Genomic DNA, 7318 nt, shown 5'->3' with positions numbered 1-7318 from the left:
GTTAGCCGGCCACCCCGGGTGGGCCGGCTAACCGTGCGTGTCAGGGCAGTGCGGAAAGCGGTATAAGCAACGGGTTGCTGGGCGCGGCCGACGCCACGCCCGGAGCTGATACGGCAGGCGGGCCCGGTTGGATGCCGTGCGGGACACCGCCCGGCGTGAGCGACGCCAAGTCGCCGGGCAGCGACATCTGCTGCGGCAGCGGCACCGGCATGAACGGCAACTGCGGCAGGTCGACCTGCGCCGACGGCACCAGTTGCGCCGGTCCGGTCGCCGTCGGGCTCAGCCCGGGAATGCCCGCCGGAGCGGCGGGGGTTGCGCCGGGAAGCAACGAGTTCGCGCCGGGAACTAGCGAGTTCGCGCCGGGAAGCAGCGAAGCCGGGCCGGGGAGCGGGGAGGCCGCGCCCGGCGTGGCTGCGGACGGCGGGAGGTGCGGTGGCTGCAGCGCCACACCGGCCAGCGGCGGCGGCGTGGCGGGCGCCGGCGGCTTGGCTCCGAGGGCCGTCGCGAGGCTCTGGAGCATCTGTGGCGCATTGGCGGCGGCGTTGACGAGTTGTTGCCCCATGTTGGGGACCGGCACCGGCGGCGCCGGATCGGCGTGGGCTGTACCCAACAAACCGCCGGAAACTAGTGCGGCCGACGAACCGGCTACGACGGCCGTGGCGCGGAACAACGTCCAGATGGTTGGCATGGCTCTCCCTGTGTTTCGACGACGGGTCTCGCTCGATAGTTCGCGCGATACTGAAGTGACTCAAGTGACACGTGTGGCGGTTATTTAATCGTTACGCAGCCGAGCGGTCACGGTGACCGCGAGCGCTGCCGGTAGCCGTCGTAACCCGCAGTCACCGAGGCCTCGCTAAAGTCGGACAGATAGACACGACCTCGGCCGCTCCGGCGGCAGCTACCACCCGCCGGCGGGCGATTTGGCGGACCGCTGCCGGGCCGGTGCTACTGGTCTTGAGCGTCGCGGCGCGGTTGGCCTGGACCTACCTGGCGCCCAACGGCGCCAACTTCGTCGACCTGCACGTCTATATCGGCGGTGCAGCCGCGATCGACCACCCCGGCACCCTGTACAGCTACGTCTACGCCGACCAGACGCCGGATTTCCCGCTGCCGTTCACCTACCCGCCGTTCGCGGCGGTCGTGTTCTACCCGCTGCACCTGCTGCCGTTCGGCCTGGTTGCGTTCTGCTGGCAGATCGGGACGATGGCGGCCCTGTACGGGGTGGTGCGGATCAGCCAGCGCCTGCTCGGCGTCCCGGCCGGTGCAGGCCACCGCGTTGCGATGGTGTGGACCGCGGTCGCAATCTGGCTCGAGCCGCTGCGCGGCACCTTCGACTACGGGCAGGTCAACGTAATACTGGTGCTGGCCGGCCTGTGGGCGGTCTACACCACGCGGTGGTGGTTATCCGGTCTGCTGGTCGGCTTGGCGGCGGGTGTGAAGCTGACGCCGGCGATCACCGGCCTCTATTTCGTCGGTGTCCGGCGCTGGGCCGCCGCGGTGTTCTCGGCCGTCGTCTTCTGCGTCACCGTCGCATTGTCGGCGCTGGTCGTCGGCGATCAGGCCCGCTACTACTTCACCGACCTGATCCGCGACACCAACCGGGTGGGGCCGATCTGTACGACGTTCAACCAGTCCTGGCGCGGCGGTATCTGTCGGATCTTCGGCCATGACTCCGGCCATAGCCCGCTGGTGCTGGCCGCAATCGCGATCACCGCGATACTGGCACTCCTGGCCTGGCGGGCACTGAACACCCACGCCGACACCGACCGCCTCGGCCTGCTGTTGGTGGTCGAATTGTTCGGGCTGCTGCTCTCGCCGATTTCGTGGACACATCACTGGGTGTGGCTGGTGCCGTTGATGATCTGGCTGATTCATGGGCCGCTGTGCAAACGCCGCGGCGCGCAGATCCTCGGCTGGGGGTGGCTGGCGCTGACCATCGTCGGCGTGCCCTGGCTGCTCAGCTTCGCCCAGCCGACGATCTGGCAGAGCAGCCGGCCGTGGTATCTGGCCTGGGGCGGGCTCGTCTACATCGTGGCGACGCTGGCGACCCTGGCCTGGATCGCGGCGACCGCGCGTCGAGGATCGAAAGCAGCTACTGCCCGATGATCCCGTCGATATCGCGGGCCATCGCGATGTCGTTTTGCGTGATCCCGCCCGCAGAGTGCGTCACCAACGCGAAAGTCACCGTACGCCAACGGATATCGATGTCCGGGTGGTGATCTTTGGCTTCCGCGTGCTCGGCTACCCGGCGTACGGCGTCGATGCCGGCAAGGAAGGACGGGAACTTGATCGATCGGCGCACCGCGCCCTCGGCACGTTTCCAGCCGTTGAGTTCGGGCAGCGCGGCGTCGACTTGCTCATCGGTTAACACAGCCATACCTCGACGGTATACCGTCACTCGCCATGCCGAACCAGATCGTTGTCGCCGGAGCCGTCATCTGCGACTGCACGGTTCTGGTGGCGCAACGCCGCAGGCCGCCGGAATTGGCCGGCTGCTGGGAACTGCCCGGCGGCAAGGTAGCACCCGGTGAAACCGAGTCCGACGCGCTTACCAGGGAACTGGCCGAGGAACTCGGTGTTGCCATCGAGGTCCGGGAACGACTGGGTGACGACATTGCGCTGAACCCCACAACGACGCTGCGGGCATACCGGGTGAGCCTGCTCGGCGGAGTACCACACCCGCACGACCACAGCGCACTGCGTTGGGTGACGGCGGCCGAGCTACCCGATCTCGATTGGGTGCCCGCCGACCGGGGTTGGCTCCCGGCATTGACCCGGGCGCTCGGAACGCGATGAGCCGGACGGTAATTCACTGCGCACAGCAATTTCCCAGAAAAGAGACAGCATTCTCAACGCGCAAAGCGCCGTCACATGATTTTAATAAAGCCATCGGAACATTAACTTTCACATGTGATGTCGGTAGCTTTCCGGATGGTTTCCTGTGACATGTGGGCACCGCGACCAGGCACGATGCCGGTACGCGCCGAGGCGGCAATTCGGCGTCGGTTACTAACAGGGTCTCGACTGCCCGCGTGGTCGCTTCGACCGCTGCCACCTATGCTGGTGGCCGGTTGCTGACCAATGTGGGGGCCGCCGACGGTGATGGCCACACCGGGCCTGGTCGGAGGGGTCGGCGAGATCGCCGTCGAGTCGCTGACCAATCCCGGAGGCACGACAACAGAGCAGCACGCGTGGGGCCCGGCGACGAGGCGCGCCGCAACTGATAAGGAGGTCCGGTCCTTGACTGTCACGCCCCGCGTCGGCGGCTCTCTCGAGGAGTTGTTGGAGCGCAGCGGCCGCTTCTTCACGCCCGGCGAGTTCTCCGCCGACCTGCGCACGGTCACCCGGCGCGGCGGCCGCGAGGCCGACGTGTTCTATCGGGACCGGTGGAGCCACGACAAGGTGGTGCGCTCGACGCACGGGGTCAATTGCACCGGGTCGTGCTCGTGGAAGATCTACGTCAAAGACGGCATCATCACCTGGGAAACCCAGCAGACCGACTACCCGTCGGTGGGTCCGGACCGGCCGGAGTACGAGCCCCGCGGTTGTCCCCGCGGCGCGTCGTTCTCCTGGTACAGCTATTCGCCGACCCGAGTGCGCTATCCGTACGCGCGAGGCCTGCTCGTCGAAATGTATCGGGAAGCCAAGTCCCGACTCGGCGATCCGGTGCTGGCCTGGGCCGACATCCAGGCCGATCCCGAGCGCCGGCGCCGTTATCAGCGGGCCCGCGGCAAGGGTGGACTTGTTCGAATTACCTGGGCCGAAGCCACCGAGATAATCGCCGCGGCCCACGTGCACACCATCAAGACCTATGGCCCGGACCGGGTCGCCGGCTTCTCACCGATCCCGGCCATGTCGATGGTCTCGTATGCCGCCGGCTCGCGGTTCTTCGAGCTGATCGGCGGCGCCATGACGTCGTTCTACGACTGGTACGCCGACCTTCCGGTGGCCTCGCCTCAGGTGTTCGGCGACCAGACCGATGTGCCGGAGTCCGGGGATTGGTGGGACGCAGCGTATTTGATGATGTGGGGCTCCAACGTCCCGATCACCCGGACCCCCGACGCGCACTGGATGGCCGAGGCTCGTTACCGCGGTACCAAGGTGGTGACAGTGAGCCCCGACTACGCCGACAACACCAAGTTCGCCGACGAGTGGATGGCGTGCGCTGCCGGTACCGACGGGGCGCTGGCCATGGCGATGGGCCACGTGATTCTCTCGGAATGCTATGTCCAAAAGCAGGTTCCGTTCTTCGTCGACTATGTGCGCCGCTACACCGACCTGCCGTTCCTGATCAAGCTGGAAGAACGCGGCGACACATTGGTGCCGGGAAAGAACCTCACCGCAGCGGATATCGGCGGAGGCGTGGGGACCGTAGAAAACTCACGGCTCAAGCCCGCGTTGTTGGACGAAGCCACCGGCAAGGTCGTCATACCTTACGGCTCATTGGGATTCCGTTACGGCGAAGACGGTGTCGGCAAGTGGAACCTGGACCTCGGTGATGTCCTACCGGCGCTCAGCGTAGAGTGCGCGCAGGCCGTCGACGGCGATCACGAGACCGCGCTGGTACATCTGCCGAGTTTCGACACCATCAACGGCGAGGGCACGACCGTGGCACGCGGTGTGCCGGTGCGTCGTGTCGGTAAGCACCTGGTGTGCACGGTATTCGACCTGATGCTCGCCCAGTACGGGGTGGCGCGCCCCGGGTTGCCCGGCGAATGGCCCACCGGCTACGACGATCCCACCCGGGCTAACACACCGGCCTGGCAGGAGGCCATCACCGGGGTGTCAGCCGGCCAAACCATTCGTGTCGCCAGGGAATTCGCCCGCAGCGCCGAGGAATCCGGCGGCCGCTCGATGATCATCATGGGCAGCGGAATCTGTCAATGGTTTCACGGTGACGTCATCTACCGCGCCGTGCTGGCGCTGCTGATGCTGACCGGGTCGATGGGACGCAACGGCGGCGGGTGGGCCCATTACGTCGGCCAGGAGAAGGTGCGTCCGCTCACCGGCTGGCAAACGATGGCGATGGCCACCGACTGGGTGCGGCCGCCGCGGCAGGTGCCCGGTGCGTCGTATTGGTATGCGCACACCGACCAATGGCGCTACGACGGCTACGGCGCGGACAAGTTGACCAGCCCGCTGGGCCGCGGCCGGTTCGACGGCAAGCACACGATGGACCTGTTGGCCTCGGCGACGGCGATGGGCTGGAGCCCGTTTTATCCGCAGTTCGATAAGTCCAGTCTCGACGTCGCCGACGAGGCCCAAGCCATGGGCCGCGATATCGACGAATATGTCGCCGAACAACTTGCGCAGCGCAAGCTCAAGCTGGCCGTGACCGATCCCGACAACCCGGCCAACTGGCCGCGGGTGCTCAGTGTCTGGCGCGCCAACCTGATCGGCTCGTCGGGTAAGGGCGGCGAGTATTTCCTGAAGCACCTGCTGGGCACCGACTCGAACGTGCTGGGCGAGCCGCCCCGCGACGGGGTGCGGCCGGCCGACGTCGCCTTCGACACCGAGATTCCGGAGGGCAAGCTCGATCTACTGATGTCGATCGACTTCCGGATGACCTCCACGACGCTGGTGTCGGATCTGGTGTTGCCGGCGGCGACCTGGTACGAGAAGGCCGACCTGTCCAGCACCGACATGCACCCCTTCGTACACTCGTTCACCGCGGCGACCGACCCGCCGTGGGAAACCCGCAGCGACTACGACGCATTCGGCGCGATCGCCCGCGCATTCTCCGCGATGGCCAAACGTCATCTGGGCACCCGCACCGACGTGGTGCTCACCGCCTTGCAGCACGACACCCCGGACGCGATGGCCTATCCGGACGGCACCGAACGTGACTGGCTGCACACCGGTGAGGTTCCGGTACCAGGCAAGACGATGGCCAAACTGACCGTGGTGGAACGCGACTACACCGCGATCTACGACAAGTGGCAGACGCTGGGTCCGCTGGTCGACAAATTCGGGTTGACCGTCAAGGGCTACACCGTGCACCCGCACCAAGAAGTCAAGGAACTGGCCGCGAAGTTCGGGGTGATGAATTCCGGTGCCGGCCAGGGCCGCCCGGCGATCACCACGGCTGCGCGGATGGCCGACGTCGTGCTGCTGCTGTCCGGGACGACCAACGGCCGACTCGCCGTGGAGGGATTCCGCGAACTGGAGAAGCGCACCGGTCAGCAGCTGGCGCACCTGGCCGAGGGCAACGAAGAAAAGCGCATCACCTACGCCGACACCCAGGCCCGGCCGGTCCCGGTGATAACCAGCCCGGAATGGTCGGGCAGCGAAACCGGCGGCCGTCGCTATGCACCGTTCACCGTCAACATCGAGAACCTCAAGCCATTCCACACGCTGACCGGACGGATGCACTTTTATCTGGCCCACGATTGGGTCGAGGAACTGGGCGAACATCTGCCGGTGTTCCGCCCGCCGCTGGACATGACGCGGCTCTACGGCGCGCCGCCACTGGGTGAGACCGCCGACGGCATCGGTTTGACCGTGCGGTATCTGACCCCGCACTCCAAATGGTCGTTCCACTCCACCTATCAGGACAACCTGTACATGCTGTCGCTGTCCCGCGGTGGTCCGACGATGTGGATGAGCCCGGGCGATGCGGCGAAAATCGGGGTGCGCGACAACGATTGGGTCGAGGCCGTTAACACCAACGGCGTCTTCGTGTGCCGCGCCATCGTGTCGCAGCGGATGCCGGACGGCGTGGTGTTCGTCTACCACGTGGCCGAACGCACCATCGACACACCGCGTGCCGAGACCACCGGTAAACGCGGCGGCAACCACAACGCCCTGACCCGGGTGCGAATCAAACCCAGCCACCTGGCAGGCGGATACGGCCAGCACGCATTCGCGTTCAACTACATGGGCCCGACCGGCAACCAGCGCGACGAGGTGACCGTGGTGCGCCGTCGCAGCCAGGAGGTCAAATACTGATGAGGGTCATGGCACAGATGGCGATGGTGATGAACCTCGACAAGTGCATCGGCTGCCACACCTGCTCGGTCACCTGCAAACAGGCCTGGACCAACCGGGCCGGCACCGAGTACGTGTGGTTCAACAACGTCGAAACACGTCCGGGCCAAGGCTATCCGCGAACTTACGAGGATCAGGAGCGCTGGCGCGGCGGATGGGTGCGCGACAAGAAGGGCCGGCTGCGGTTGCGCGATGGCGGCCGGTTTTCCAAGCTGCTGCGGATTTTCGCCAACCCCAGGCTGCCCGGCATCAACGACTATTACGAGCCGTGGACCTACGACTACGAGAACCTCACCTCGGCGCCGCTGGGCGACACGTTCCCGGTCGCGCA

Annotated in this window: 5 protein-coding genes and 1 pseudogene; 4 read left to right on the top strand and 2 right to left on the bottom strand. The window is 66.3% G+C overall.

Annotation, left to right across the window (positions count from 1 at the left end):
• Positions 1 to 40: 40 nt before the first annotated feature.
• Positions 41 to 688 (bottom strand): hypothetical protein, encoded by a 648-nt coding sequence (locus ACRDTL_RS09235; protein ID WP_431506406.1) that lies wholly within the window; start codon positions 686 to 688, stop codon positions 41 to 43.
• A gap of 125 nt (positions 689 to 813) precedes the next feature.
• On the opposite strand from ACRDTL_RS09235, the gene ACRDTL_RS09230 reads away from it, so the two are divergent.
• A complete protein-coding gene (locus ACRDTL_RS09230; protein WP_431506407.1) occupies positions 814 to 2106 on the top strand; it encodes a mannosyltransferase in 1293 nt (430 codons plus the stop codon).
• On the opposite strand, the gene ACRDTL_RS09225 is transcribed toward ACRDTL_RS09230, so the two are convergent.
• On the bottom strand, positions 2093 to 2377 hold the full coding sequence (locus tag ACRDTL_RS09225; protein ID WP_431506405.1) for a 4a-hydroxytetrahydrobiopterin dehydratase: 285 nt from the start codon (positions 2375 to 2377) through the stop codon (positions 2093 to 2095). The genes ACRDTL_RS09230 and ACRDTL_RS09225 overlap by 14 nt on opposite strands.
• Positions 2378 to 2403: 26 nt before the next feature.
• Between ACRDTL_RS09225 and ACRDTL_RS09220 the strand changes: the two genes are divergently transcribed.
• The 3 genes and pseudogenes from ACRDTL_RS09220 to narY form a co-directional block, all read left to right on the top strand.
• Entirely contained in the window at positions 2404 to 2796 is a 393-nt protein-coding gene (locus ACRDTL_RS09220) for a (deoxy)nucleoside triphosphate pyrophosphohydrolase (RefSeq protein WP_431506404.1), read from the top strand.
• 444 nt (positions 2797 to 3240) lie between these two features.
• On the top strand, positions 3241 to 6948 hold the full coding sequence (locus tag ACRDTL_RS09215; protein ID WP_431506403.1) for a nitrate reductase subunit alpha: 3708 nt from the start codon (positions 3241 to 3243) through the stop codon (positions 6946 to 6948).
• Positions 6948 to 7318 (top strand): annotated as a pseudogene (gene narY / locus ACRDTL_RS09210) (nitrate reductase subunit beta); the annotation flags it as partial. The gene ACRDTL_RS09215 and the pseudogene narY, both read left to right, overlap by 1 nt.

The organism is Mycobacterium sp., from assembly GCF_050700595.1.
GTDB lineage: Bacteria > Actinomycetota > Actinomycetes > Mycobacteriales > Mycobacteriaceae > Mycobacterium.
This window is presented reverse-complemented; position numbering and strand designations above follow the sequence as displayed.